27 protein-coding genes and 1 pseudogene are annotated in these 25,651 nt (G+C 36.8%); 9 read left to right on the top strand and 19 right to left on the bottom strand.

Annotated features, from left to right (window positions below; all coding sequences use genetic code 11):
* Position 1 precedes the first annotated feature (1 nt).
* The 5 genes from MMY79_RS07110 to amvA all read right to left on the bottom strand — a co-directional run bounded on the left by MMY79_RS07110 (position 2) and on the right by amvA (position 6,663).
* Complete coding sequence (locus MMY79_RS07110) at positions 2-154, bottom strand: hypothetical protein (RefSeq protein ID WP_252612695.1); 153 nt, start codon at positions 152-154, stop codon at positions 2-4.
* A gap of 145 nt (positions 155-299) precedes the next feature.
* Positions 300-2,357, bottom strand: coding sequence for a DNA polymerase III subunit gamma/tau (locus tag MMY79_RS07105; RefSeq protein ID WP_252612694.1), 2,058 nt, complete (start codon positions 2,355-2,357; stop codon positions 300-302).
* 123 nt (positions 2,358-2,480) lie between these two features.
* Positions 2,481-3,113 carry a metalloprotease secretion chaperone CpaB gene (cpaB, locus tag MMY79_RS07100; protein ID WP_252612693.1) on the bottom strand — a complete coding sequence of 211 codons (633 nt, stop codon included), beginning with the start codon at positions 3,111-3,113 and terminating at the stop codon, positions 2,481-2,483.
* A 22-nt stretch (positions 3,114-3,135) separates the two neighbouring features.
* Entirely contained in the window at positions 3,136-4,917 is a 1,782-nt protein-coding gene (gene cpaA, locus MMY79_RS07095) for a metalloendopeptidase CpaA (RefSeq protein WP_252612692.1), read from the bottom strand.
* Positions 4,918-5,184: 267 nt separating this feature from the next.
* Entirely contained in the window at positions 5,185-6,663 is a 1,479-nt protein-coding gene (amvA, locus tag MMY79_RS07090) for a multidrug efflux MFS transporter AmvA (protein ID WP_252612691.1), read from the bottom strand.
* A 125-nt stretch (positions 6,664-6,788) separates the two neighbouring features.
* Here amvA and MMY79_RS07085 point away from each other — a divergent pair, with 125 nt between their 5' ends.
* Entirely contained in the window at positions 6,789-7,367 is a 579-nt protein-coding gene (locus MMY79_RS07085) for a TetR family transcriptional regulator (RefSeq protein ID WP_252612690.1), read from the top strand.
* Between the two features lie 47 nt (positions 7,368-7,414).
* Here MMY79_RS07085 and MMY79_RS07080 read toward each other — a convergent pair whose 3' ends face one another.
* The 3 genes from MMY79_RS07080 to MMY79_RS07070 all read right to left on the bottom strand — a co-directional run bounded on the left by MMY79_RS07080 (position 7,415) and on the right by MMY79_RS07070 (position 11,067).
* A complete protein-coding gene (locus MMY79_RS07080) occupies positions 7,415-8,674 on the bottom strand; it encodes a serine hydrolase domain-containing protein (RefSeq protein WP_252612689.1) in 1,260 nt (419 codons plus the stop codon).
* Between the two features lie 71 nt (positions 8,675-8,745).
* Positions 8,746-9,600, bottom strand: a complete 855-nt coding sequence (locus MMY79_RS07075; protein ID WP_252612688.1) for a MaoC/PaaZ C-terminal domain-containing protein — start codon at positions 9,598-9,600, stop codon at positions 8,746-8,748.
* A gap of 75 nt (positions 9,601-9,675) precedes the next feature.
* Positions 9,676-11,067, bottom strand: coding sequence for a 3-oxoacyl-ACP reductase (locus tag MMY79_RS07070; RefSeq protein ID WP_252612687.1), 1,392 nt, complete (start codon positions 11,065-11,067; stop codon positions 9,676-9,678).
* A 235-nt stretch (positions 11,068-11,302) separates the two neighbouring features.
* Between MMY79_RS07070 and MMY79_RS07065 the strand changes: the two genes are divergently transcribed.
* Positions 11,303-12,874 carry an acetyl-CoA C-acetyltransferase gene (locus MMY79_RS07065; RefSeq protein ID WP_252612686.1) on the top strand — a complete coding sequence of 524 codons (1,572 nt, stop codon included), beginning with the start codon at positions 11,303-11,305 and terminating at the stop codon, positions 12,872-12,874.
* Between the two features lie 64 nt (positions 12,875-12,938).
* Here the strand turns inward: MMY79_RS07065 and aceI are convergent, their stop codons facing one another.
* Entirely contained in the window at positions 12,939-13,373 is a 435-nt protein-coding gene (gene aceI, locus MMY79_RS07060; protein ID WP_005073799.1) for a chlorhexidine efflux PACE transporter AceI, read from the bottom strand.
* A 90-nt stretch (positions 13,374-13,463) separates the two neighbouring features.
* On the opposite strand from aceI, the gene MMY79_RS07055 reads away from it, so the two are divergent.
* The 3 genes from MMY79_RS07055 (at position 13,464) to leuE (ending at position 16,201) form a co-directional block, all read left to right on the top strand.
* Positions 13,464-14,357, top strand: a complete 894-nt coding sequence (locus tag MMY79_RS07055) for a LysR family transcriptional regulator (RefSeq protein ID WP_252612685.1) — start codon at positions 13,464-13,466, stop codon at positions 14,355-14,357.
* A gap of 130 nt (positions 14,358-14,487) precedes the next feature.
* On the top strand, positions 14,488-15,477 hold the full coding sequence (gene tal, locus MMY79_RS07050) for a transaldolase (RefSeq protein ID WP_252612684.1): 990 nt from the start codon (positions 14,488-14,490) through the stop codon (positions 15,475-15,477).
* 73 nt (positions 15,478-15,550) lie between these two features.
* Entirely contained in the window at positions 15,551-16,201 is a 651-nt protein-coding gene (leuE, locus tag MMY79_RS07045) for a leucine efflux protein LeuE (protein ID WP_035366451.1), read from the top strand.
* 52 nt (positions 16,202-16,253) lie between these two features.
* On the opposite strand, the gene MMY79_RS07040 is transcribed toward leuE, so the two are convergent.
* On the bottom strand, positions 16,254-16,727 hold the full coding sequence (locus MMY79_RS07040; protein ID WP_252612683.1) for an Lrp/AsnC family transcriptional regulator: 474 nt from the start codon (positions 16,725-16,727) through the stop codon (positions 16,254-16,256).
* A gap of 186 nt (positions 16,728-16,913) precedes the next feature.
* Between MMY79_RS07040 and MMY79_RS07035 the strand changes: the two genes are divergently transcribed.
* A complete protein-coding gene (locus tag MMY79_RS07035) occupies positions 16,914-18,089 on the top strand; it encodes a benzoate/H(+) symporter BenE family transporter (protein WP_252612682.1) in 1,176 nt (391 codons plus the stop codon).
* A gap of 56 nt (positions 18,090-18,145) precedes the next feature.
* Here the strand turns inward: MMY79_RS07035 and MMY79_RS07030 are convergent, their stop codons facing one another.
* From MMY79_RS07030 to MMY79_RS07020, 3 genes are all read right to left on the bottom strand, one after another.
* Entirely contained in the window at positions 18,146-18,589 is a 444-nt protein-coding gene (locus MMY79_RS07030; RefSeq protein ID WP_252612681.1) for an RDD family protein, read from the bottom strand.
* Between the two features lie 260 nt (positions 18,590-18,849).
* Entirely contained in the window at positions 18,850-19,023 is a 174-nt protein-coding gene (locus tag MMY79_RS07025) for a hypothetical protein (protein WP_107880888.1), read from the bottom strand.
* Between the two features lie 175 nt (positions 19,024-19,198).
* Positions 19,199-19,426, bottom strand: a complete 228-nt coding sequence (locus MMY79_RS07020; protein WP_016137809.1) for a hypothetical protein — start codon at positions 19,424-19,426, stop codon at positions 19,199-19,201.
* 290 nt (positions 19,427-19,716) lie between these two features.
* Between MMY79_RS07020 and MMY79_RS07015 the strand changes: the two genes are divergently transcribed.
* A complete protein-coding gene (locus MMY79_RS07015; protein WP_004791681.1) occupies positions 19,717-20,160 on the top strand; it encodes a universal stress protein in 444 nt (147 codons plus the stop codon).
* 262 nt (positions 20,161-20,422) lie between these two features.
* Positions 20,423-22,009 (top strand): ATP-binding cassette domain-containing protein, encoded by a 1,587-nt coding sequence (locus MMY79_RS07010; RefSeq protein WP_252612680.1) that lies wholly within the window; start codon positions 20,423-20,425, stop codon positions 22,007-22,009.
* 64 nt (positions 22,010-22,073) lie between these two features.
* On the opposite strand, the gene MMY79_RS07005 is transcribed toward MMY79_RS07010, so the two are convergent.
* Together MMY79_RS07005 and MMY79_RS07000 are read right to left on the bottom strand one after the other, a co-directional pair.
* Positions 22,074-22,502, bottom strand: a complete 429-nt coding sequence (locus MMY79_RS07005; protein ID WP_252612679.1) for a DNA breaking-rejoining protein — start codon at positions 22,500-22,502, stop codon at positions 22,074-22,076.
* Positions 22,503-22,537: 35 nt separating this feature from the next.
* A pseudogene (locus tag MMY79_RS07000) lies at positions 22,538-22,633 on the bottom strand (hypothetical protein); the annotation flags it as partial.
* Positions 22,634-22,703: 70 nt separating this feature from the next.
* Between MMY79_RS07000 and MMY79_RS06995 the strand changes: the two are divergent.
* Positions 22,704-23,210, top strand: coding sequence for an N-acetyltransferase (locus tag MMY79_RS06995; RefSeq protein WP_252612678.1), 507 nt, complete (start codon positions 22,704-22,706; stop codon positions 23,208-23,210).
* Between the two features lie 83 nt (positions 23,211-23,293).
* On the opposite strand, the gene MMY79_RS06990 is transcribed toward MMY79_RS06995, so the two are convergent.
* From MMY79_RS06990 to MMY79_RS06975, 4 genes are all read right to left on the bottom strand, one after another.
* Positions 23,294-23,656, bottom strand: coding sequence for a NirD/YgiW/YdeI family stress tolerance protein (locus tag MMY79_RS06990; RefSeq protein ID WP_252612677.1), 363 nt, complete (start codon positions 23,654-23,656; stop codon positions 23,294-23,296).
* A 248-nt stretch (positions 23,657-23,904) separates the two neighbouring features.
* Positions 23,905-24,192, bottom strand: coding sequence for a hypothetical protein (locus tag MMY79_RS06985; protein WP_252612676.1), 288 nt, complete (start codon positions 24,190-24,192; stop codon positions 23,905-23,907).
* Positions 24,193-24,463: 271 nt separating this feature from the next.
* On the bottom strand, positions 24,464-24,595 hold the full coding sequence (locus MMY79_RS06980) for a hypothetical protein (protein ID WP_252612675.1): 132 nt from the start codon (positions 24,593-24,595) through the stop codon (positions 24,464-24,466).
* A 152-nt stretch (positions 24,596-24,747) separates the two neighbouring features.
* On the bottom strand, positions 24,748-25,617 hold the full coding sequence (locus MMY79_RS06975; protein WP_252612674.1) for a LysR family transcriptional regulator: 870 nt from the start codon (positions 25,615-25,617) through the stop codon (positions 24,748-24,750).
* Positions 25,618-25,651 lie beyond the last annotated feature (34 nt).

Below are 25,651 nucleotides of genomic sequence, written 5' to 3'. Positions count from 1 at the left end.
TTTATGGAGCACAGCGCATTACAGGCTTTTTACCTGTTTCTGGTGCATTCGAGTTATCATTTGATGAGTCGTTACAACCACTCAGCAGAATCGCGCCGATTAATAAGAAATATGAGTATTTAAAAGAAGTTATTCCAGTGCATTGCCTTTTCATTGCTGTATACAATCCATTTAAAATCTAAAATGGCTAACATAGAAAAGTACAATGACAGTGACATGACCTGAATATTTCAATCCAGTGAAAAATATGAAAATTCTATTATTTTCATATTCTGCACCAGATTAAAACTTAGATGAATTTAAGGCTTTAATTGAATGTTCTGAAGTTCAGCATCAAAAGTTTCTATAAGGCTTTTAATGACTGGCTGCTGTTGTAATAACTCAGCCGCTCTATGAAAGGCTTTTTCTTTACGCGCACTTTGAATGATATATGGTGTAGATGTATTTAAAGCACCGTATTCAACTGTAAATTGAGTATTCGGCCATTGCTCATTTAATGCATCAATAAGGCCTTGCTGTAATTGGGTCAGCATATTTTCATATTCTTGGGGAATATGGAAAATAGTATTGCCACCAATTTCACCAGTCATCACACCATGCTGCGCAAGTTCTTGAACAGCTGGAGAAAGCTGACTATTTCTAAACCAATATTCCCACTTTTCAAGTGACCACTCACCTTCCAAGACTTGAGGAGCCAGCTTCAAGATATCTTGAGGCATCAGCTGCCCGTTATCAGTTTCGCTAGACTCTTTCACAACTGCAACTGTTTCAACTCTTACTTCGGCTTGCACAAATGACTGTTGTTCAATAACTGATTCAGAAACCAAATTATCAGTAACAGGTGTAAGTGTATCTTGGGCAAGTGAAAAATCAGCACTAGGCGTTTCAAATAAACCCATAGGCTCAGCAGTCAAAGCTAGTTCAGGTTCAATATTTCTGGCTTGGGTTTCCGACTGAAAGTGTACTGACTTTTGTTCTGGTAACGGAATGAAATCTTCCTCCAAAACATTACTTGTCTCTTGAACAGGCGCTGACTCAAAGCCAATCAACTCATGATGATTTGGGTCAAATACCATTAAATCCTGATTAGACCGAGGTTCAGGTTCAGGTTCAGGTTCAGGTTCAACCATAGCGGCTTGACTAATAACTTCAACTGGCTGAACAGCACTTACAGAAGTAATCTCCTGAGCTGTTTGCTGAGCCTGTTGACTTAAACCCACTACTGCTTGTCCATTTTGCTGAACAGGCTCAGACACCAAAATTTCATTAGGTGCTAAAGGACGGAATGCCAACAAGCGTAAAACACACATTTCAAAACCTTGCTCTTGCGTCACGGCAAGTTGCAAGTCTGAGCGGCCTTTACATGCAATTTGGTAATAAAGCTGCAAATCTTGAGCAGAAATCAGCTTAGACAGTTGCATAATTTTGCGATTGATTTCTTCGCTATATTTCAAACTCAAATCAGGTAGATATTGCAAAATTGCCAATTCATGCATGGTCGAGACCAACTGATCAAGCACAAGTGAAACATCTAGTGCTTGATGTCTAAATTGCAATAAAAGCTGACTAACTTTCTCACGTTGGTTTTGATGAATTGCTAAAATCAAATCATAAATAATAGTGCGGTCGATTAAACCGAGCATTTCTTTAACATCTTGGTGATGTACCGAGCCTTGACCATAAGCAATGGCTTGGTCCGTTAAAGATAATGCATCACGCAATGAACCTTGAGCAGATTCAGCAATTTGCCAAATTGCATCTTGATCAGCAGTAATCTGTTCTTTTTCAAGAATAGCGCCAAGGTGCTTGGTAATTTCATCGACGGCTAAAGGTCGTAGCGTAAATTGCAAACAACGTGAAATGACCGTAATCGGTAGTTTTTGTGGATCAGTAGTTGCAAACAGAAACTTAACGTGTTCTGGTGGTTCTTCGAGTGTTTTTAATAACGCATTAAAAGAATGCGTAGAAAGCATATGTACTTCGTCAATCAGGTAAACTTTAAAACGGCCTTGCGTTGGCGCATAAGGAACGTTGTCTAAAAGTTCACGCGTATCTTCTACTTTTGTTCTTGAAGCAGCATCAATTTCAATCAGGTCAATAAAACGACCTTCATTTACTGCCTTACACGTTGCACAGACTTCACACGGCGTAGAAGTCACCCCCGTTTCGCAGTTCAAACACTTGGCCAAAATACGTGCAATTGTAGTTTTACCTACACCACGCGTTCCTGTAAATAAATAAGCATGGTGTAGACGACCGCGTTCCAATGCACTACTTAATGCACGAGAAACATGGTTTTGCCCCACTAACTCATTGAAATTACGTGGACGGTATTTTCTAGCAAGTACTTGATACATGTATGCTCCTTTTTACAGGCATAAGCATACTTTGTTTTTAAAAGAGTGTGAACGCATAAAGCTCATATCCGTACAGATAAACTGCGAACTGACTTCTTTTCTCTACCAGAACCATTTATTTGTCTAAGGATGATCATGATGTAGCTCTTGATCGTTAACTCCCTCATCCATGGTCTGTACCAGCCCCACACCATCCTTAATTTCAGCCGAATAATTTCCTTTCTCGGTAAAAATCTGCATGATCGTATAATGGTCTTTCTGACTCTGAGTAATGGTAAAGAAATTCTGGTTTGGATCGCCCTGATCAAATTTACCAGTCCACCGAACAATATCTTGGTCAATAGGTTCAATCTCTACAATTTTGCCCGTGCGATTAATGCCATATTCCAACATTTGAAACTTAACCGTATCACCCACTTTTTTGAGTTCAATCACATTTGGATCATACTTAATCACCATGCCTTGTCCATTTTTAGCCAATGGAAAATTAACATTAGAAGGCAGCTGATTTTTCTCTATCTCATTAAAAACAATTTGTTGTTTGGACAACCTTTCTTTCTCTGATGAACTCAAATTCAGCGTATTTTGACGAGCAAAACCATTCTGATTATCTAGCACTTTTGGCCCAGACTCTTGCCGACTTTCTAAAGACGACGTTAATGCAGAAGAGCTTTGCTGTGAAAAAGCAAACCAGATTAAAACTGCTAACGCCACACAAGCGATAGCAGTTCCTATTAACAATTTATTTTTCTTCATTATTTACAGCTAAAAATAGAGATTAGTTATATAGAGAAATTTTCTGTGCGTTCAGGTTAATGACGCTGACAGCATCAATCTTCCCTTCTTCACCTAAACGTACACCATATTTAGGGTTATACAGATACGGACTAGAGTAAAAATTAATATTATTACCGCCCATTGCAGTACTTCCTAACGGATGAGCAAAGCCTGAACCAATATTGCTTGAACCATTATGGTACAGGCCAAGATTGTGCCCAACTTCATGACGCATCGCCGCGAAAGAACAACCTGCAATATCATTTGCACCAATCATGTTATATGCAGAAGCATTAATCCAGGCCCAACCACAGCCACCGTCACCAGGTTCATTACCTTGATAATAAACACCGTCTGCCAATACGCGTTTACGCTCATTTTGTACCGTTGTGTCATCTCGGCCACTAGAGATTGCTTCTTTTAAAGTACTAGCAGGGATTTTATAAGTTAAATAGCCCACATCTCTTAAGTAAAAGCGTGCATTTGAATTTTCAGCGGTTAAATTTATTAGATTTACGCCTTCAATCATTCTAAGTTTTGCAGCGCTCTCTCCTAAAATTGAATTTACTTCAGGGCTAGAAACTAACAACATATCAATTGTATAACTATCTACTGTCCAGCCTTGAGCGGTGTAAATAAAACGGCGATTTTCACCATTTTTAATTGCTGTCGACAAACCATTAGCCGCATTAATCAAAGTGTCTGCCGACGCATTCGAGACAATAACCACCTTATCCCCGACTTGAGCTTGAGCTGGTAGTTGCAAGGTTGGCTGCCAATTTGATGTAGACAATTTCACCTTTAAAGTGGGCTGAGTCATATTCGGTAAAGTTGCAGGGATTGTTGCCGTTGAATCAATTACCTTTGTAGGTGAAGAAATCAGCTGCCAATATCCTTTGTCACTTACATACATAAACTCATATTGATCGCCTGTTTTAAGCGTTAAAGTCGCTTGGCTATTAATATTTGTATTATTAATTTTTGCAGACCAAGTCGCTGTAGACTTGATAATAATTCTATCTCGATCACTTGCAGTCGCAGGTAGAGTGAAATTGGAAACCCAATTTCCATCTCCAAATGAAACTTCCGTTAGCGGGCTACTTACCGCGGCTAAAGATGTTCCGATTTGCTGAACATTTAGCTTCTGAGGTTTTATATATTCTGGAACCCATTTTCCTAAAGCAGAATAATATTTAAACCAATATTCAGATCCATTTTTTAATGTAAAACTGCTCGGGAATAGTAAATTTTTTTTATCAATCTCTGAGTTTGCACTTGCTGTAGAAACAATCTGTACAGTTGTCCCGTCACGCACATCACTTGGTAATGCAATGGTTTGTGCCCATTTGTCATTTTGAATAAGTACTTTTTGAATTGATGCAGTTGTTAATGGAACGACTTCATAAGTCGCACCATTAGTAGGACTCACTGTCGCTAACTGAGCGATCCATTTATTTTGACTGCTATTAAAGATGAATTGATAAATATCTCCACTATTTATCTTCAACACTTCTAACGGAATATTCGTATTAGAAGTATCTAAATAACTGCTATAGGCTGCACTAGAGCGAACTGTAATCTTGTCCGAATTATTAGCGCTTGCTGGTAAAGAGAGATTTTTTACCCAATTCCCATTTGCTAAAGAAAATTCTAAATCTGAATAACCAGATGGAATTGATCCACTATTATTATTCTGATTTGGTGAAAGTACAGTTGCGGCATATACAAGTGAAGATGCAACAATTGCTCCAATAATGAGTGATGTTTTTAATTTAAAATTCACAGCGGCCTCTTTTATTTGTTTTTAGATTTTTCGTGTAGCAGATTAACAAACCATTTTTTTACAGTCAATTTTTGATCAATTCATTTTTTATTAAATTTCAATTACATGAACACTGAATCATTTTGAAATAAAAATATGAAACCTATTAAAAAATAGTTTATTTATGAGAATTAAATAACCAATTTTCGATATGAAGAAAATATTAAAAAAGATATTTAAGGATAAAAAGAAAAACTGCCTCTCTTTTTATCCTTTATTTTGAATTTCTTAATTTACTTTCTTTGGAAAGCTAAACCAGACAAATACAGTTAAAAGGAAGAAACAAATAGCTGAGATGGTAAGCACCCAACTATGCGCATAACTAAAAGCTTGCTGAGCAACTGCAATTAATTGCCCTCCCAAAGGGCTTTCAAGGTTAGAAGCTAATTGCATTGTTTCACCAATCGAGACACTCGCTTTTTCAATTAAGTTCAACGGAAGCTCTGCTGGTAAAATAATTGAGCGGCTATAGAACCAAGACAACATTAATCCAAAAATAGCGACACCTAAACCAGCCCCAAGCTCATAGGCCATACCTTCAATCGCACCTGCTGCACTTGCTTTTTGAGGCGGTACAGATGACATAATGGCAGCAGTTGAAGCCAGTAAGGCAATTTCAATGCTAAAGCCTAAAAAGACCATACACGTCCACGCTAAGAAGTGATCGGTCGAGAAGTTAAGCTGGGCAAGCCCCCATAAACTAAATCCACTTATTAAAATACCAACAGTAGATACAAGTCTAAGTCCCCATTTATTTAAACAGATTCCAGCTAATGGGCCACCCAAACTAATCGCGATCATGAATGGAATAATAAACATGGCTGCCTGTAATGGTGAAAACCCATGTACAAACTGCAACTCTTGAGACAAGAGTAATTCAAACCCAACCAGAGCAATCATAGAAACAACGGCCATAACAATACTGGTAGAAATCACTGGATGTTTAAACAATTCCAGATCAATCATTGGTGTCGTACTTCTTTTTTGGCTTCGAATGAAGTGGATTAATGTGCTTATACCCACCACAAACATCACGACCGTGAGCACCGAAAAGTTGTACATAGCTGATTTAATCGAATAGATGAGGCTTAGAATCGCTACAACCAAAATTAAAGCTTGCCCTAAGTTAATTGGCTGATCAGTTTTCTCTTGTTGTTTCGGAATGATCATTGCGATCATGACCAGAACGACTAAAATAATCGGGATATTGATGAGGAATACTGCTCCCCAATGGAAGTGTTCCAGTACAAAACCACCAACTAATGGACCAAAAGCTGCTCCACCGCCACCCACTGTAGACCAAAGACCAAGTGCAAAATTCCTCTGCTTTTCTTCAGCAAAGGCATTACGAATACCTGATAACGTGGCAGGAATAAGCATCGCTGCCCCTAGACCTAAAACAGCACGCGAAGCTATTAAAGCATAAGCTGTTGGAGAAAAAGCCGCAGCTAAGGAACCGACTCCAAAAATTGCAGTTCCAATAAATAATAATTTTTTAAAGCCAATACGATCACCGAGTGCACCCATCGGTAAAATCAAACCCGCCATAATCAGTGAATAAATATCAATGACCCATAAAAGCTGATTGGCAGTTAAATTCAATGCTGCACTTAAAGATGGTGTTGCAACATGCATCACTGTTGCATCAATCGTAACTGGTAAATATATAAGGACGATAATTGTCAGGATTAACCATTTTTTTTGCATAACGCTCTTCAATATCCAAAACTTGGACATATGTTCAAATCATGGTTATTATATACACAATTGGACACTTGTCCAACTTTTAGTTTTAATGTAATTTGTGTCGAATTCAGTCAGGTGAAAGAAACATGGCCTATCTTAATCGCGATCAACGCAGAGAAATGATTCTGCAAGCAGCCATGCAAGTTGCTTTGGCTGAAGGTTTTACAGCCATGACTGTACGCCGAATCGCAACAGAAGCACAAACATCAACAGGACAAGTTCACCACCACTTTTCTTCGGCCTCTCATTTAAAAGCTGAAGCTTTTTTAAAGCTCATGGAACAACTTGATGAAATTGAACAAACCCTAAAAACGACCAGCCAATTTCAAAGGCTATTTATCTTATTAGGTGCAGAAAACATAGATAGACTTCAGCCCTATTTACGCTTATGGAATGAAGCAGAACTCTTAATTGAACAAGATGTTGAAATACAAAAGGCTTATAACCTTGCTATGCAGAATTGGCATCAAACAATTGTGCAAGCCATTGAATGCGGTAAAAAAGAAGGTGAATTTAAAAATATATCTAATTCAACAGACATAGCTTGGCGACTCATTGCCTTTGTGTGCGGATTAGAAGGTATTTATCAACTTGGTCTACAAGGTTTAGCTGAAGAAGACTTTAAGCGTCATACTGAAGCAATTATTCGCCTAGAATTATTATAAATATAGAAGCTGGCATTAATTAGAATACCAGCTTTAAAACACTAAAATTAGAACCAGCCTTTACGGCCTTTTAAAATTTGGTCAGTGCAACGTAAGGCTTCTTGAGTCAGTCCCCACAAACGGTAATCACCTGTGATTGAACCAATTTGAAAGTTATGAGTATAGGCAAAACTCAGATCACGTTCAGGATCGCACCACGCTCCTGAACCATTGTAACCAATATGTCCAAAGCCATTTTTAGCGCGTTTACCCATAGTAATAATGCGGTGATATCCTAAGCGCCAATTCATCGGAATTGGCATGACACGATCACGTGCATAACTTTGAATAGTACTGAGCTCTTTAAATATTTCTGGGCGAATAAGCTGCTGTCCATCCCATTCACCGTGATTTGCCAGCATTGCATAAATTTTAGCAAGACTATTTGCAGTAAACGTACCGTTCGCCGCTGGAATGACTGCTTGCAATCCTTCATCACTAAAGAAACTAAAATGCTTCATTCCTTTTGGAATCATGGCATCCTGAAAATCTTGTGGGTCTTGCCCCGTCCACGTAATCATTTTTTCAGAAAGTGAACTCTTGCGTGCTTGAGGTTTTTTGGGTTTTTCAACTTGTGTAGACGCTGTTTTTTCAGGTTTCGGTTGAATAATTAAACGTGCTACACGGTCTAGCTCACTTGCAGGCGTACCAAAATAAGCGCCGTCTAACTGTAACGGCTCAACGAGATATTTTTGCATGAGCAGATCTAAAGATTGACCAGTTGCTTTTTCAAGTACTCCACCGACAAGCCAACCAAATGTTAAAGCTTGATAAGCATTGCCCTCTCCTGCAAGAAATCTAGGCTTAGTCGCTGCAATCACATTTAACATATGAGACCAGTCGAGCATTTCTCTTGCACTTTCGATAATATTTCGAACATCAAACATGCCGCTTTGATGGCTTAGGACATGACGTAAAGTCATTTGCTCTTTTCCATTTTGAGCAAACTCAGGCCAATAAGTCGCAATCGGTTTGTCGTATTCTAAAAAACCTTCACTTACTAAAATATGCGCTAAAGTTGCAAGTACACCTTTACCTGTAGAGTAGCAAACTGCCAAAGTTTCAGGTTGCCAAGCTTCATTTTGTGATTTTAGACCGGTGTAGATATCTACAACTTTCTGGCCTCTAAAATAAACCGCTAATGCAGCTCCACCTTGTCCTGTTCTAGCATCTTGAAGACGGCTAAATTGGTGGGCTAAATCAATAAAACGTTCATCTAAAATACCGTGATAGTTATGGGTATCGGCCAGTAAAATCTCTTTAATCACATGAAGTTCCTTGCATTTTTTGTTATTTTGCTCAAAAGCAGCCCAAACATCTGTTCAGGCTGCTGATATTTTTATAATGCTTTTACAGTTCCTGCAACATGCGGTTTTTGTGATTTTGCATTACGAATCAAGAAATCAGTCTTTTTATCTGCATTGGCAGTTAAAAACTCAACTTTTGACGGTAAGAACATTGGTAGCTTAAACCACACATCTGCTTCATAAGCATTTGGTAATTCAAGGTTCGCTAGTGCTTTAGCTTTACTCCACATGCCATGTGCAATTGCTTGCTTAAAGCCAAAAGCTTTTGCAGTAATAGCATGAATATGAATTAAGTTAAAATCTCCAGATACTTTCGCATAACGGCGACCTGTGTTTTCTAAAATATCCCACTCTGCCTTTGGAACATAAGCTGGTGCTTGTTCTTCTTTGGCTTTCTCACCCACTCTTTTCTCAACTTTTTGGCGAGATAAATAAGTCGTTAAGCCTTCCATCACCACTTCATTGCCAACTTTAGCCGTGGTAATAAAGTCAAACTGAACACCTTTATCATGCGGTTTTAGTTCCCCAAATTTACATGACAGAGTGAGTTTTTCAGTTACCCCAATTGCTCTGGTTTGTTTAATCTGGTTACGGATATGAACTAAACCTAAAATTGGAAATGGAAAGGCTTCTGCCGTCATCATGTGCATTTGCAAACTTTGAGAAAGCACCGCCAAATAAATTGCGGGTACAAAACCATTATTTTGAAAGCCACATACTTCGTTATAAGCTTTAAGATGGCTCTGATCAATTTCTAGTGTATCTACCACATATTCAACTTGCGGTAAGATTTTTGGACCTTTCGGCTTTTTAAAAATTAAACCTTGCACCACTTTTGGGTAAGCCAATGCCGCTTTTGGTAGCTGGCTAAAATGACGAGTATTCATACCTAACCTTTTATAATTTATAGATTCTTGAATAAAAAAGGGATGCACAAGCACCCCCTTTTTAGCTAAAAGTGCTTAAGCGCCCAACAAGCTTTGACCACACACTCGTACAACATTACCATTTACACCTGTAGAAGCAGTTGATGCAAACCATGCAATTGTTTCTGCTACATCAACAGGTAAACCACCTTGTTGCATTGAGTTCATACGGCGACCAGCTTCACGGATTGCAAATGGAATTGCAGCAGTCATTTGAGTTTCGATAAAGCCTGGTGCTACTGCATTAATGGTAATACCATTTTTTAAGATCGGTGCAGTAAATTTAACGAGACCAATCACACCTGCTTTCGATGCAGCATAGTTTGTTTGACCAAGGTTACCAGCAATACCACTAATTGATGATACACAAACAATACGGCCGTTTGCATTTAGACCATCGTTTTCTAACAAGTAGTCATTTACACGTTCAGCAGCAGACAAGTTAATGTTAATTACCAAGTCCCAAAGCTCAGGCTTCATGTTTGCCAAAGTTTTGTCACGAGTAATACCCGCATTATGAACAATAATATCTAAACCACCTTGTTTTGCAGCAGCAGTTTTAATTTTTTCGCCGGCATCAGCAGCAGTAATATCAATTGCCAATGTAGAACCACCAATGTCAGCAGCTACACGGTCAAGATCAGCTTGTTGTTGTGGTACGTCTAAACAAATAACATGAGCGCCATCACGTGCAAGCACATGTGCAATTGCTTCACCAATACCACGGCTCGCACCTGTTACCAACGCAGTTTTACCAGCAAGTGGTTTTGCCCAATCAGCATCAATCACATCTGCTTTAAAAACACGGACAACTTGACCAGACACATAAGCTGAACGTGGAGAAAGCAAGAAACGTAAAGTTGATTCAAGGTTTGCAGCAGCGCCTTCATCAACATAGACAACTTGAGCAGTAATACCCTTTTTAAATTCTTTACCTACAGATTTGATAAATCCTTCAAGTGCACGCTGAGCGATCGCCTGTTTTACAGTTTTTGCAGTTTCAGGAGTTGTACCAATGACAATAACACGACCAGAAGTCGCAACTTGACGTGCAATCGGGTTAAAGAATTTATAAAGTTCGTTTAACTGTTCTGAGTTTTGAATACCAGAAGCATCAAATACAACTGCTTTGAATTTTGATTCTTTGTCGCCTGCATTGAATGGGCGTAAATTTAAACCAACTTTTGCAGCTTCTTGCTGTAATGCAACATTATTGCCTACATAGCTGTCAGCATGAATATTGCTAAGTACTTGTGCAATCGCACCAGACAATACACTTGATGGCGCTGCGCCAACCAATACTGCACCATTTACTACTGGCTGAGCACTTTCAAAACGCTCTAATGCAACTGGTGATGGTAAACCCAGATTTTTAACAACGAATTTACCAATAGGAGATTGTGTAAATGCTTGGTATTGATCAGTCATGATTATTATCTCTCAAAGAAATGAATTTTCTACGACAGGCTTCATTATGTTATGAGATGGACAGAAACAATATGAAATCAGTCGTTCATTAGAGTTACTCCAAATCATACTTGAGTTCATGTTTGGATGTCTTGACCTGAATGCTATCTACAATGTCATTCTAGTCAATACAGGTCTATTTGAATTGTGTTAATGTAGCTCATAAGAATATCGTTAATATGCTTGGAAAAGCCTTATGAGCAAGACAACTCAAGAAAATCCAGCAGTCGAGAATTCTGCTGAGGAAAAAGTGTCAAATACATCAAAGCCGGCTTCTAACACGGCTAAGCGTAACAGCACAACTCCTAAAGCAGCAACTAATACTCCAAAAACGACACGTACTCGTTCAACGACTGCACCTGCACGTAGCCCTCGTAATAAGAGCGCGGCTACAGCAACCCCATCTACATCTTCTAATAATGTAGCTGCAGCACCAAAAGCAACAAAAACCAAAACTTCTGTTCAACAGGATAAAACCATGAGCCAAAACACTGTTCGCCGCGTTGCAATTATTGGTGGCAACCGTATTCCATTTGCACGTTCAAATACTGCTTATTTTAAAGCGTCTAATTCTGACATGCTGACAGCAGCATTGAATGGTTTGGTTGAGCGCTTTAACTTACAAGGTAAGCGTATTGGTGAAGTCGTTGCGGGTGCTGTTTTAAAACATAGTCGTGACTTCAACATGACTCGTGAAGTTGTATTGAGCACAGATCTTGCTCCTGAAACTCCGGCTTATGACATTCAAATTGCTTGTGGTACAGGCTTACAAGCAGCTTTTGTTGTTGCAAACAAAATTGCACTTGGTCAAATCGACGTAGGTATTGCAGGTGGTGTAGATACAACTTCTGACGCGCCGATTGCTGTAGGTGATGGCTTACGTAAAGTTTTACTTGAGCTCAATGTTGCTAAGACTGGTAAAGACCGTCTTAAAGCATTAACAAAAATTGATTTTAAAAAGCTTCTTGATGCGCCAAGCAATGGTGAACCACGTACTGGCCTTTCAATGGGTGAGCACCAAGCAATTACTGCTTTAGAATGGGGTATTACTCGCGAAGCGCAAGACGAATTAGCTGCAAGCAGCCATCAAAAACTTGCTGCTGCTTATGAACGTGGTTTCTTTGATGACTTAATCACTCCATTCTTAGGTCTTAACCGTGACAACAACTTACGTGCAGACAGCACAGTTGAAAAACTTGCTAAATTGAAACCAGTTTTCGGTAAAGGCGAAACTGCAACAATGACAGCAGGTAACTCAACTCCGCTAACTGACGGTGCTTCTGTTGTATTGCTTGCTTCTGAAGAATGGGCAAAAGAAAACGGTCATGAAGTTTTAGCTTATCTTTCTTTCTCTGAAACAGCGGCTGTGGACTTCATTGGTAAAAATGGCCCTAAAGAAGGCTTATTGATGGCTCCTGCTTATGCAGTACCTCGTATGCTTAAACGTGCAAACCTTAAACTTCAAGATTTCGATTTCTACGAAATTCATGAAGCATTTGCATCTCAAGTATTGTCTACATTGAAAGCTTGGGAAGATGAAAAATTCTGTAAAGAACGTGTTGGTTTAGATGCACCTTTGGGTTCAATTGACCGCTCTAAACTGAACGTAAATGGTTCATCTTTGGGTGCAGGCCATCCATTTGCTGCTACTGGTGGTCGTATCTTGGCAACTGCTGCTAAATTGATTAATCAAAAAGGTTCAGGCCGTGCATTAATCTCTATCTGTACAGCAGGTGGTGAAGGTGTGGTTGCGATTGTAGAAAAATAATTTCTATATCGACCTAAAAATAAGCACCCATTTGGGTGCTTATTTCATTTCTATATATAGTGAATTAATGAAGTGATGCAGCTTTAGCATCTGGGAAAAATTTATCTTCGATATGGTCATAACACCACTGGAAAATAAAGGTATAAACCAAAATACATAAAGTTAAACCAATATCTAAAATAAGTGCATCAATGACACTCATCTGAAGCATATATGCAATCATCGGTACTGTTGCAATCAACAAACCACCTTCAAAACCAATCGCATGTAAAATCCGCACAGGGATCGTTCTTTCCCAATTATATTTATGCTCTACTTTTTCGAAATAGTGGTTAAAAATCATATTCCAGAAAACTGAAACAACTGCCATAAACACACCGAGTGTTCCGGTTACGTCCATTGGCATATCAAAAATAAAACTTAATGCAATCGCAATGATGACCAATAAAATTCCTTCATAACTGATTGCATGAATGAGCCTTCTCTTGGAAATCAACATTTTTAAATACTCAATAATAACTTGGATAATGTGCATTTTATTTTTATAATATTGATTAATCCAATCAGGTTCTTTCAGTTTTTTTGACAGATGAATATTAATCAAGAACAACTACTCATGTTTCAAGCCGTGATTGAAACAGGATCCTTTTCAGCAGCAGCACGTAAACTTGGAAAAGTTCCGTCGGCTGTAAGCATGTCTATTGCCAACTTAGAAATTGATCTGGATTTAACTTTATTTGACCGTAAGGGCCGTGAACCCGTCCCTACTGACGAAGCACGGGTGTTATACGAAAAGACATCTCAACTTTTAATTGAGATGAATCAATGGAAACAACATGCTCACGCATTAAGTACAGGGTTAGAAGCTAATTTAACTCTTGTGATTGTCTCTGAACTTTTACACACCAATTGGACTGACTATATTTGTCTTTTAGAAAGTCGTTTCCCTGACCTACAAATTAATATTGTGTCTGCCCCTCAAGAAGATGCACTTCAAATGTTACTAGATGGATCTGCCCAACTTGCACTGATGTTTGAACGCGAACACCTAGATAACAGAGAGCAATTTGTAGAACTTAAACGTGAGGCTTTAATTCCAGTTATTTCAAATGGCCATCCCCTCGCAAACCAAAATCAGGTTTCTTATGAACAAATCCTTACTACACGACAAATTGTAGTTGCAAGCCGAGATGAGACTTTAAAACCTGAATTGCTATTTTCGAAACATTACTGGCGTACAGACAACCATCACTCTGCTTGTTTAATGATTTTACGCAATTTAGGTTGGGGCGTTCTTCCTCAAGAAATGTTTAAAGAAAATCCTGAACTAAAAAATAAACTTAAAGTATTGGATTTATTAGATTTCACTCCAAGATTTGAATACTACGTCGATTTAGTCTGGAGTCGTGAAAGTGAGCTCGGCGCTGCCGCTAGATTTCTGATTGAATATATCCGTAAACAGCGAATGCAACAGGCACCTTAAAATTATTTCAATTGAGATGCAGAACCTAAACGTTTTTCTTTGAAATATAACAATTGATATATCGACAGCATGAATAGACTTTGTGCTATAAAGAAAACATAAGATTTATTACTGAAGATGTTGAATATCAATGACTCATACAGCACTTGACCAATTAAAAACATTAACGACCGTTGTTGCCGACAGTAGCGACCTTGATGCAATTCGTAAATTCCGTCCATTAGACGCAACGACAAACCCTTCATTGATTACGGCAGCAGCAGAACAACCAGAAAGTAAAGAGCTTATTGAAGATGCTTATTATCAAGCCAAAGAAGAAGGCTATAGTAACGATGAGTTAATCGAAAGAACCATTGATATTTTGACTGTAAAATTTGGCGTAGAAATTTTAAAACTCATTGAAGGCCGTGTTTCTACAGAAGTTGATGCTGCACTTTCATATAACACTGAAGCAACCATTCAAAAAGCACATGAACTATGTGAACTTTACAAAGGTTATGGTATTGATCAGTCGCGTATTCTGATTAAAATCGCGTCAACTTGGGAAGGTATTCAAGCTGCTAAAGTACTCGAAGCTGAAGGAATTGCTTGTAACCTCACTCTCCTTTTCGGTTTACATCAAGCTCAAGCTTGTGCAGATGCAAAAGTAACTTTAATTTCACCATTCGTGGGTCGTATTTTAGACTGGTACAAAAAAGCTGAAGGTGTAGATGCTTACCCAATCGAAAAAGACCCAGGTGTGGTTTCAGTTAAAAAAATCTATACCTACTACAAACAACAAAATATTCCAACTCAAGTGATGGGTGCGAGCTTCCGTAGCATCGATCAAGTTCTTGGACTTGCAGGATGTGATTTGCTAACGATCTCTCCTGGTCTACTTTCCCAGCTTGAGCAAGATACACGTACAGTTGATGCAGCTCTTGATGCGACTAAATCAAAGCAAGCAGATGCTATTATTAGACCCGCTCAAGATGAACAAACTTTTAAAGATGAACTTAATCATGACTTAATGGCATTCCAACTTTTACAAGGTGGTGTTGATGGCTTTATTAAAGCCCGTGACCAATTAAGTTTCTTATTACGCCAATCTTTTGGAATTGATGCGGAAATTAAACCTTAAAAAACTGCACTTTTCATACAAAATCACCGATTTTTGTTATTATGGCAAAAATCGGTTTTTTATTGGGTTTCTCGTGTTCGGCATAACAGATCTAACAACATATATTATTGGTACATTCCTAATTGTGTTATTGCCAGGGCCCAACTCTCTTTATGTGATGTCAATTGCTTCACGTTACGGCATTAAAACCGGCTATATGGGCGCATTAGGTATTTTTACCGGCGATCTCATTTTAATGCTGTGTACCGTACTAGGAGCTGCTTCTTTACTTAAAGCATTTCCATGGGTATTTGTTATTCTTAAATTAACAGGGGCACTTTACCTATCTTATTTAGGCTTTAAACTCTTACAAGGTAGTATTCAACGCTGGAAACAACGTAATCAGCCTCAACCTGAAATGGCTGATTTACCCACTTTAGATAAAATTCACCCTTATAAAACAGCATTAAGTATTAGTTTACTCAACCCTAAAGCGATTTTATTTTTCCTATCTTTCTTTGTTCAATTTGTTGAACCTGACTATGCCTACCCCGCTCTAAGCTTTTTAATTTTAGCGGTTATTTTACAGGTAATTAGTTTTAGCTATTTAACTGCATTAATCTTCTCTGGAATTAAACTTTCAGCATTTTTTAAACAAAACCATAAAATTGCAGCCAGTAGTATTTTTCTAGTCGGAATTCTATTCTTTGGATTCGGTCTAAAACTAGCAACTTCAACGATCTAATCATCTTTACACTATGCGTTTTTACGCTATAAAGTTAAAACATGATGAGCTGTTAAAATGCCAACATGCCATCAGTTTTAACTTCATTGAGTACAAAAAATGTTCTTACTTGTCTTACCCCAGGTAAGGCAATAATTTTTTCACTATGGAACCGGTTAAAGGCCGCTAAATCTTTGACTCGAATTTTTAGGAAATAATCGACCTCTCCCGCCACCAGATAACACTCTAAAACATTTTCTAAATCACCTGATGCTTGTTCAAATGCCTGAAAACTGTCTGGAGTTGAGCGGTCTAAAACCACACCAATGAGTACTACCGTATCACGCTGTACCATGCTTGGATTAATCCGAGCACGCACATCTAGAATTGCACCAATTTTAAAAAGACGCTGTGTGTGATTCCAGCAAGACGAGGTACTGATACCCACAAGTTTGGCCAGCTCCGCATTACTTAAACGTCCATTTTCTTGTAAAGCACGCATAATTTTAAGTTCAAGCGCTGTCAAATTTTCAGTCTGCTCATCCATAAAATAATATCCCAAATTTTGTGTTATTTATGGAAGAAATAATATCATTATTAGATATTCTAAAAATATTATTTCGATTTTAAATCAAAAATAGAAAGCACCTTCTTTAAAAAAATTGTTAGATTTAGCGAGCTGAAAGCAAAGGCAGAAACATATTAATTTTTCAGGGATTTAGAACATTTAGCTATGCAAAAGATTCTTCAAGATTTTTCGATTCCAGCAGTATTTGCGGGCTTTATTACTTTTTTAATAGGTATTAGTGTTTCGGCCATTTTAGTCATTCAGGCTGCACAAGCTTTAGGTGCTTCACCCGAACAAATTACTTCTTGGTTTTGGGCTTTAGGTCTAGGAATTGGCCTATCAGGACTTATCCTTTCTTGGAAATTTAAATATCCTGTAGCAACAGCATGGTCAACCGCAGGCCTTGCTTTAATTATGGCAACCGGCAGTGGCTATAGCTTAAATGAAGCGATTGGTGCTTTTTTAATTGGTGGTTTACTGACTGCTATTTTAGGCTTTTCAGGCGTATTTCAAAAAGCGCTTTCATATATTCCGCAAAGCTTAACCAGTGCCATGCTGGCAGGTGTTTTACTCAAATTTGGTATTTCCTTATTCGCCAGTTTGCAAAATGATTGGGAATTCGTTTTATCTTTACTTGTCATTTATGTAATTACAAAAAAATTATGGCCGCGTTATAGCATTGTATTTACGGCCCTTGCTGGTATTGCTCTATGTCCTGTTTTTTTAGAGTTTCATATACCTACACTTCAGTGGTCTTTGGCTAAACCTGTTTGGATTAGTCCAGAATTTAGCTGGTCAGCACTTTTAGGATTAGCTCTGCCTCTTTTTGTGATTAGCATGGCTTCGCAATATTTACCTGGAATTGCCATGATCAAAAGTTATGGCTACAAACCAAACGTCAATCAGTTAATTGGCTGGACAGGTTTAACTCAAGTTGTGCTTGCACCTTTTGGCTGTTATAGCGTCAATATTGCTGCGATTAGTGCTGCTGTAAGCTTAGATGATCAAGTCCACCCAGATCCAAGTAAACGCTATATCGCGGGCATGAGCTGTGGCTTTTTCTACATTTTAATGGGTTTGTTTGCGGCAACCCTGACAAGTTTACTGATGTCTTTTCCACATATCTTTATTGTAGCTTTAGCTGGCATTGCATTATTTGGTACGATCAGCCACAACATTGCACTTGCCTTTGGACCAGTTGAAGACCGCGAAGCTGCATTATTTACCTTTTTATGCAGTGCTTCAGGCATTCAATTTTTCGGTATTGGCTCAGCCTTTTGGGGACTTATTGTCGGTCTTATTGTATTTATAGTTCTTAAATTTAAAATCAAAAAAAGTTAATAAAAAAAGCGTTCATAGCCCCTTTTCCAATGCTATGAACGCTTTTAGTCTTATTTTTACAGCTCTCTTACTACCACTGATTTTGCCATTTTGTCATGCCAACCTTGTTTTTTAGCATCAAATGCGACCCAAAAAAGACCAATACCAAATACTAAAATTGACGGAATATAGCCAACATATCGAATAATACTCTGCATAAATGTTAGCTTATTGCCGGTTTTTTCATCTAGAACTTTTAATCGCATCAATCGTTTACCCGGAGTACCTGCAAAATACAGCCAACATAAAACTGAATACAATAAAGGAAATGCATAGTTCACGATCAAATCGAACCAATAATTTTGTGGCTTAGTACTTAAACCTGTGGCAAAGACTAAGTCATAATCCCCCTGATAAAAAATCCATGCCGCAGGAATAACGGCCAAAAAAAGAATAAGAGTATCAATGATCATTGCACCAAATCTTAACCAGAATCCTGCATACTCATACTTATAAGTCATGCTCACCTCGCTTTGTTCTTGTTTAATAGCTAAAAACGCTTTTACAATTTTACTTTCATCCTAAATGAAACTTTTTTATTTTTAAACACTTAAATAAATTTAAAATATTCTACTTTTATATTTTATTGTAATAATTTTGATCAAAAAAACGTTATTCCATCAACATTCATCATAAAAACTAATATTTTTAGAACTGAATTTTCCGTTTCAGTTCTATTTAAACAGTTTATAGTAAATTAAAATATGAACTCATATTACATTTATTTCCAAAATAAAATATCTAATTTAAACTCTTTTTTTAATAATAATGCTGCAAATAATAGAGCTAATCCAATAACAATTAAAAAAACACTTAAAGTGACTAATCCATAAACAATAGCTACACTGCCTAATATAGCTAAAACATAAAATATAATTACACTGAATGTCGGCATTTCAATTTATTCCACTACTTAAAATAAAAGCAATTTATTCTATCGAGTTTATAAACGATTGCTGTTTTCAAATGTTGGCTACACTATTAATTTGTATCATCATACAATAATCATGTTATTAAACTTATTTAGTGTTACTTTACTTTAATAACAAGTGATGTAGTTCACATATTTTTTATTTAATTTCAAAGTAATGTTTTTCAGTGACAAGTTTAATTTTTAGATTTTTATATAAGCGTTCTTTTGAGTCTTCAAGTGAAGGAACAACTTTTTCTGCAAATTTATCTTCGGTCATCAGTCTGGCATAGGTTTTATAACCAATAACTAACTTTTCGGGTTCTTTACCTGTTTGACTAAACTCTTCAATGAGTTTATTGACTTTCTTTGCTGTTAAATCAGCCATCTTCCTCACTCTCCCCTTAATTTATTATTTTGTTATACGTTTTCTATATGACAGAAATATGAACGGTAATTTTTTGTAATTTTCATGTAAAAATTATCGGTTATTTATCAATAATGCTTAACCACCATCAAAAACGATCTAAAAATAAACACAAGCAATTGATATAAAATAATTTTATTTAATTTTTCTTTCCTGTAGCCGAATAGATGTTTACCGAGAATGAAATATGTTAATCTTTAATTAATAAATGCTTCATACATATAACAACTGTAAATAAGAGGAATAACATTATGAATTACCAACATATTATTGTACCAGTCGATGGTTCGGAAATTTCTTTAGCGGCAGCAAGACAAGCAGCTCATATTGCCAAGGCATTTGGGAGCAAATTGACCGCTATTAGCTTAGTTGCGGTAGATCCTTTCAGTGGCGTAGATTTTTATTACATCTCACCTGTTGTAAAAGATTATTTTGTTGAAGCACGAGCAAATGCAGAAAAAACACTCGCAACTGTAAAAGCTTTATGTGCCGAAGAAGGTATTGATGCCGAAACTCAAATCATCCAAGGTGAAATTTCTTCAGATGGCATTTTAAAAGCTGTCGAAGGCTTAGGTTCCGATTTGATTGTGATTGGTTCTCATGGTCGTAAAGGCTTCCAAAAACTTATTTTGGGTAGTTTTGCTCAAGATGTTTTAAACAGCACCAAAATTCAGGTATTGGTTGTAAAAGAATAAACTTTTTAGATGCAAAAAAACCCAATCCAAGGATTGGGTTTTTTAATAAAATAGATTGCATAAATTTTACACTAATCAAAAACCCAGCTAGAATAGCCCCTTATTCATCCAATTTCGTGAGTCACGCCAATGAAGTAAGTCTTGTTTTCTCATCAATTTTTCTTTTTTTTGATGTGCAAAATAGACTATTTTTTTGTGATTTAACGTCTCTGCTTAAAACTACTTTTCCTATTTTGTACATCCTGTATTTATGAGGTTTTTTATGACTCAGCAGGCATGTGTAATAGCACAACTCACTTTAGAATTTTCATCTAAAGTCATGTTCCAACAACTAAATTTTAGTCTTGAACCGAATCAAGTCTCTGCTTTAATTGGCCGTAATGGTCAAGGCAAATCTTTGCTTATACAAATGTTAAATCAGACGCTTAAATCAGATTCAATTCTTACATCTGGGCAAATATTTTGGCATGTAAAGCATGCATATTTACCTCAGTTACATCGTTTGACAGCACTGACTATTGCTGACGCATTAGATATCTTAGATGTTTATCAAGCTTTTAAAAGAGTTGAACAAGGTGTTGCGGACTTTGATGATTATGATTTGTTAGAAGGTAAATGGGACCTCCCCACCTTATGGAATAATTTATTGGAGTCTGCGGGTTTACCAACAGATTTAGACCTTCCAGTGAAAAACCTAAGCGAAGGTCAAAAAACTAAATTGGCATTAAGCTGTTTATTTCTAAAATCAGATCATTATTTACTACTTGATGAACCCAGTAATCATCTAGATCAAGAATCGAGAAACTGGTTAATTGATCATTTAAAGAAACACCCAGCAGGTGCGCTTATCATTAGTCATGATCGTAGTTTATTGAATGAAGTAGATCATATTTATCATTTGAATGAACATGGTTTACATCACACAACCGGAAATTATGAGAAATTTAATGAGCAATATCAGATTCATGTTGCAGCTTTAGAGCAATCTGTTCAACAAGGCCAACGCGACGTCAAACACATGAAGCAAAAGCAGCATGAAGTATTAATGAAAGCTCAAAAACGTGAACGTGCTGGAAATAAATTACGCGAATCAAATTCTCAAGCCAAAATTTTGCTCGATTTTAAAAAGGAACAAGCAGGTCAAAGTATTGCTGCCATACAGTCTCAGCACCAACGACAAATTTTGAACAGTCAAAATGATTTAACAGACAAAAAAATGCGTCTTGAAACCGTCAAAGCGCAACAGTTTGTCTTCCCTACCTTTCATAAAAAATCTGGAGAAATTCTTCGAATTAAAGGGCTTAAACTGAAATATGGAACGCAAAGGTCCATAGATTTAGCGGTACAGGCAGCCGAAAAAATCCATATAACTGGCCAAAATGGTATTGGCAAATCGACACTACTTAAAGCAATTCATGCTCAAAACAAACAGCCATGTGACAGCATTCACTTATTTGTAGAGTGCTTTTATCTGGACCAAAATTTTAGCTTTTTATGTGATGAAATGACGGTGATTGACAATCTAACCTACATGAATAGTGAGCTTTCAGAACTAGACTGGAGAAATTTATTAGGTCAACTTCGAATTCGTGGTGATAAAGGTACGCAACTCTTGTCCCAGCTCAGTGGCGGTGAAAAACTCAAAGTAGCCCTATTGGCGCTTAGCCAGATACACCCTACCCCTGAACTGCTGTTATTAGATGAACCAGAAAATCATTTAGATATTGAATCTAGAGAACTATTAGCTACCGCTATTCGAAGCTATGAAGGCGCTGTATTACTCATTTCACATGATCAAACATTTGTTGAAAGCTGCGCTATTCACGAGTCCTTTGCTTTAGCTAAATAATCATTCTTGATGCCTTTTTCAAATGTACTAGTTCTCATCTGAAAGCTAGTACATTTATCAATTATTATCTTTTTACTTTGTTCAATATTTCGATGTCTAAATTATATTTCACAGTTTTATTTTTACGAGCACTATTTCGCATTTGATAAACCTGAACAATATAATCACCATCAACTGGTAAAGTAAGTTCTCCTTTCGACCCTAAAGTTGAACCAATTAATAATGCATTATCTTTACCTGGTTTTTTCCCTGGTGCAAAAATATTAACATAGGCTAAATTACCAAGACTATTAATATTAAATTTTAATATTTGTCCATTCTTTGCATAAACGCTATATCTCACATCATCATAACCCTGAAATTTTCCAGTTAATGTTGTATGTGTGGAGCCTTGTAAAAAATTAACTTTCTTCTCAACATTCTTAGCTAAAACTGAGAATGATGCAGTTGAAATGAGTGTAGATAATAATAAAGTTTTAATGATTTTTTTCAATTCCTAATCCTCAAAATTATTTTTAAATTATTATATTAAAAATAATTTTTATAAAATTTTACTTTATGTATGAGTTTGATAAGTAGTAGTTGCTTTTTATAACCTGTAACAAATAAGCTATCTTAAAAATCCTAAATTACCATTTTACTTACTAAAGAATTTACATCGTATAGCCAATCAATAAATCTGGAAGAATTTTTGATGAATATTATTATTCGTGATGAGCAAGTTGAAGATATTGAAGCCATCGAAAAACTAACGAAAGCAGCTTTTCAAAATGCTGAGCACACGAGTCATACTGAACATTTTATTGTGAATAGTTTAAGAAACCACGGACAACTGACCATTTCTCTAGTAGCAGTTGAAGATAGCTCTATTATTGGACATGTTGCTATTTCTCCAGTTCAAATCAGTTCAGGGGAAAGGGGTTGGTATGGTTTAGGCCCTATTTCTGTTGATCCAAATAAACAAGGGCTTGGTATTGGTTCCCTATTGATGAATAAATCACTAGAAAAATTAAAAAACTTAGGTGCAAAAGGATGTGTTTTATTAGGTGATCCCAACTATTACAGCCGCTTTGGTTTTAAAAACTGTCCTGAGCTAATTTTGCCTAATGTACCGAGTGAGTATTTCCAAGCCTTAAGCTTCTTAGGCCATTTTACTAAAGGCTATGTAAGCTATCATGAAGCATTTAATGCAACGCAATAATAAAATTTATCATCTTTCAAAAAACTCCTAAAAATAGGAGTTTTTTGTTTGCTCTGAGCAATATTTATATTAATGATCTAGTTTTATTTAACACGCTCAATCTTAAAAACTTCAATGTCGGTAGGCTTAATTCGATGTGTATCCACCTCTCCTACAACACGCACTTTATCTCCAGCTTTTAGTTGCAGAGGTTTCCACAAGTCATCATCAATATCAATTACAATTGAACCCGTAGCATCTTTAAACTCAAAATGATCACCAGCAATATGCTTTACGATTGTACCCGTTAAAGTTACTCCAGATTCATCAGCCAAAGTTTTTGCTTTAGACACCGTGACTACATTTTTTGTCGCTTCTTTTATTAAGGTAGCATCAGGTTTAGCCAAGACTACATTACTACCCAATAAAGCCAATCCTGTGAAGGTTGCTAAGAATATTTTTTTCATTACGATGACCTACTTTTAATGTTCTTAGTTATATAAACAAATTCTTTTAAAGTTATAGATTTAGCTTTTGTGATTTTTTGTATCTTATAAGAGAGTTTCTTTAATCATGACATATAGAAACATCAAATAATTTTTTAAGTTTTCTCTTTTAAAAACTATTTCCGGGCCTTTGGTTTGGTCGTGAATTTACTTAAGAAACACTTTTCTTAAGTAAATTAAACTGCGTACTAAAAGATATCACTTAATTGTTAAGCAACCAGTTGTCCTAAATTCAATAAAATATTAATAGCTTCCGCCTCATCCTCTGTTTGCCCAACAATCATTCGGTCATATGAAATTCCGCCAATCTCAATATAAATCTTTGGGTGAGGAAGCTGAGGAATATAAACGTTGAGTGGTTGATAAAGAGCAAGAAGATAGCCAAATGAATCATAAGGATAATGATCATTTTTTAATGTCTTCTTTATCACCATGTAAGTGTTCAATATATCTAGAATAAAACCATATTCATTTTCAGAATGAAATTTAGCATCCATACCTACCTCCTTGATTAATTAATATTTTTATAATCAAATTTAAAGGTTAAATTTCTGATCTGACGACACTTGAATCAATTTACTTTAAATATAGATTTATATTTAAAGTGATTCGTGTTGGATTTAAATATATTTAAAACCAAGCATATTAGTCAACATATTTTGAACAGTACCATTAAAAATAAATTTAGTGAGTTACAAATCACACTTTAAGACAAAAAATAGAAAGATATAAAAAGCCCATCTTTCGATGGGCTTCGGCAGTTATAGATTAAGAATCTTTGTCCATTGAATGTGGAGTGGTCGTTTTATCTTGCTGTTTTGTGTCATTTTCACCTTGGCAAGCACTCAAACTTATAGAAATAATGGCAGCTAAACCCAAGGTAGCCATAATTTTTGTCATATTGCACCTCATGAATTATTTAGATAGTGAGTTAATAAATACTTTTTATTCGTTTTACGATCAGCATAGGTTTCTAGACTTTTTTGTAGATTTAACGCAAAAATGTAAAGCTCTTCAGTTTCACCTTTAAATATCAACTTAAGATTTGGTCATTAAACATTCACTGAGTGTCTGAGCGTTTTAATGAGTAATTCATATAGGTGATCTACAGCTTTTGACTCTAAAGATGCCCTACTCCGATAAACAGCGGCTTCCATGGGTTCTAAAGGTCCAAGGCCGTGATCAGCCCCCAAGATCGTTAAATGTTCAGGTGCACTGCACTGTGTGAACACGGCAATTGCTAACCCACTTTCTACTGCTGCAATTTGCCCAGCTAAACTTGAACTGTTGTATACCACACGATAACGGCGCCCTTGTAATGCCAAAGAATGAATAGCACTCTTCTTGGCTTGGCTGGTACTTTCGTAAACTGCAATTGGTAGCGGATCTTCTCGCCAGAGTTCAAACTGTGGAGAACCTACCCACACCATCGGTTCATGGAATAGCAGTGTTCCTTGACGCGCGTTATCTCTTGAAATTAATGCCAAGTCTATATCCCCACTTTCTACTCGCGGAATTAACGAAGTCGACTGCTCACAGATCAATTCAATTTCAACACCTCCGTAACGTGGCGCAAACCGTTTGAGTACTGGTGTTAAATATTTAGCGGCATAGTCATCAGGTACGCCAAGGCGTATACGGCCCTTTAATTCATCTCCATGAAATGCCATTTGAGCTTCTGCATGTAAGTCAAGAATTCGGCGCGCATAACCTAAAAGTAGCTGTCCTTGCGACGTTAATTCAATTTGTCGATGTGTTCGTATTAAAAGTTGGCAATGCAGCGCTTCTTCTAGTTTTTTCAGTTGCATGCTAACCGCAGACTGAGAGCGATATAACTCGGGTGCTGCATTCGACAATGAGCCTGTATCTACGACTGTGACAAAGCATTTTAGCCAATCAATCTGTAAGTTTTTTATATTCATTACGATTTATCTATTCGATTTTCAAATAGTATAT

Source organism: Acinetobacter sp. XS-4, from assembly GCF_023920705.1.
In the GTDB taxonomy this organism is placed as follows: Bacteria; Pseudomonadota; Gammaproteobacteria; order Pseudomonadales; family Moraxellaceae; genus Acinetobacter.
Note: the sequence above shows the minus strand (reverse complement) of the source record. Positions and strands in the feature narration are given on the sequence as shown.

Excerpts from the sequence above, each read along its gene's own strand:
- MMY79_RS07110 (WP_252612695.1), bottom strand. The coding sequence starts at position 154 with ATGAAAAGGCAATGCACTGGAATAACTTCTTTTAAATACTCATATTTC.
- MMY79_RS07105 (WP_252612694.1), bottom strand. The coding sequence starts at position 2,357 with ATGTATCAAGTACTTGCTAGAAAATACCGTCCACGTAATTTCAATGAG.
- cpaB (WP_252612693.1), bottom strand. The coding sequence starts at position 3,113 with ATGAAGAAAAATAAATTGTTAATAGGAACTGCTATCGCTTGTGTGGCG.
- amvA (WP_252612691.1), bottom strand. The coding sequence starts at position 6,663 with ATGCAAAAAAAATGGTTAATCCTGACAATTATCGTCCTTATATATTTA.
- MMY79_RS07085 (WP_252612690.1), top strand. The coding sequence starts at position 6,789 with ATGGCCTATCTTAATCGCGATCAACGCAGAGAAATGATTCTGCAAGCA.
- MMY79_RS07075 (WP_252612688.1), bottom strand. The coding sequence starts at position 9,600 with ATGAATACTCGTCATTTTAGCCAGCTACCAAAAGCGGCATTGGCTTAC.
- MMY79_RS07070 (WP_252612687.1), bottom strand. The coding sequence starts at position 11,067 with ATGACTGATCAATACCAAGCATTTACACAATCTCCTATTGGTAAATTC.
- MMY79_RS07065 (WP_252612686.1), top strand. The coding sequence starts at position 11,303 with ATGAGCAAGACAACTCAAGAAAATCCAGCAGTCGAGAATTCTGCTGAG.
- aceI (WP_005073799.1), bottom strand. The coding sequence starts at position 13,373 with ATGTTGATTTCCAAGAGAAGGCTCATTCATGCAATCAGTTATGAAGGA.
- MMY79_RS07055 (WP_252612685.1), top strand. The coding sequence starts at position 13,464 with ATGAATATTAATCAAGAACAACTACTCATGTTTCAAGCCGTGATTGAA.
- tal (WP_252612684.1), top strand. The coding sequence starts at position 14,488 with ATGACTCATACAGCACTTGACCAATTAAAAACATTAACGACCGTTGTT.
- MMY79_RS07040 (WP_252612683.1), bottom strand. The coding sequence starts at position 16,727 with ATGGATGAGCAGACTGAAAATTTGACAGCGCTTGAACTTAAAATTATG.
- MMY79_RS07035 (WP_252612682.1), top strand. The coding sequence starts at position 16,914 with ATGCAAAAGATTCTTCAAGATTTTTCGATTCCAGCAGTATTTGCGGGC.
- MMY79_RS07030 (WP_252612681.1), bottom strand. The coding sequence starts at position 18,589 with ATGACTTATAAGTATGAGTATGCAGGATTCTGGTTAAGATTTGGTGCA.
- MMY79_RS07025 (WP_107880888.1), bottom strand. The coding sequence starts at position 19,023 with ATGCCGACATTCAGTGTAATTATATTTTATGTTTTAGCTATATTAGGC.
- MMY79_RS07020 (WP_016137809.1), bottom strand. The coding sequence starts at position 19,426 with ATGGCTGATTTAACAGCAAAGAAAGTCAATAAACTCATTGAAGAGTTT.
- MMY79_RS07015 (WP_004791681.1), top strand. The coding sequence starts at position 19,717 with ATGAATTACCAACATATTATTGTACCAGTCGATGGTTCGGAAATTTCT.
- MMY79_RS07010 (WP_252612680.1), top strand. The coding sequence starts at position 20,423 with ATGACTCAGCAGGCATGTGTAATAGCACAACTCACTTTAGAATTTTCA.
- MMY79_RS06995 (WP_252612678.1), top strand. The coding sequence starts at position 22,704 with ATGAATATTATTATTCGTGATGAGCAAGTTGAAGATATTGAAGCCATC.
- MMY79_RS06990 (WP_252612677.1), bottom strand. The coding sequence starts at position 23,656 with ATGAAAAAAATATTCTTAGCAACCTTCACAGGATTGGCTTTATTGGGT.
- MMY79_RS06985 (WP_252612676.1), bottom strand. The coding sequence starts at position 24,192 with ATGGATGCTAAATTTCATTCTGAAAATGAATATGGTTTTATTCTAGAT.
- MMY79_RS06980 (WP_252612675.1), bottom strand. The coding sequence starts at position 24,595 with ATGACAAAAATTATGGCTACCTTGGGTTTAGCTGCCATTATTTCTATA.
- MMY79_RS06975 (WP_252612674.1), bottom strand. The coding sequence starts at position 25,617 with ATGAATATAAAAAACTTACAGATTGATTGGCTAAAATGCTTTGTCACA.